At 39.9% G+C, this 308-nt stretch carries 1 rRNA gene; it reads right to left on the bottom strand.

From position 1 onward, the window contains the following. Positions 1–216: 216 nt before the first annotated feature. Positions 217–308 (bottom strand): 16S ribosomal RNA (locus tag M3610_RS27655); the annotation flags it as partial.

Here is a 308-nt window from a genome sequence, read left to right as displayed (position 1 = left end):
GCCCTTTCTAACTTAACCTAAAAGGTTTATAACTCTTACTTACATAAGAGAGAAAATCTAAAATGGCGATTACTCGATGTTTACTTTGCTTCTTCATTACGATTATCTAGTTTTCAAAGAACGAATGTTTTGAGAGAATTGCACTCTCAAAACTAAACAAACAAAGATCGTGTACAAACTATTTTGTCTGGCTCACAAGTCCAGCTTTATCCTTAGAAAGGAGGTGATCCAGCCGCACCTTCCGATACGGCTACCTTGTTACGACTTCACCCCAATCATCTGTCCCACCTTAGGCGGCTGGCTCCTTA

The sequence above is a fragment of the Neobacillus sp. MER 74 genome, from assembly GCF_023714155.1.
This window is presented reverse-complemented; position numbering and strand designations above follow the sequence as displayed.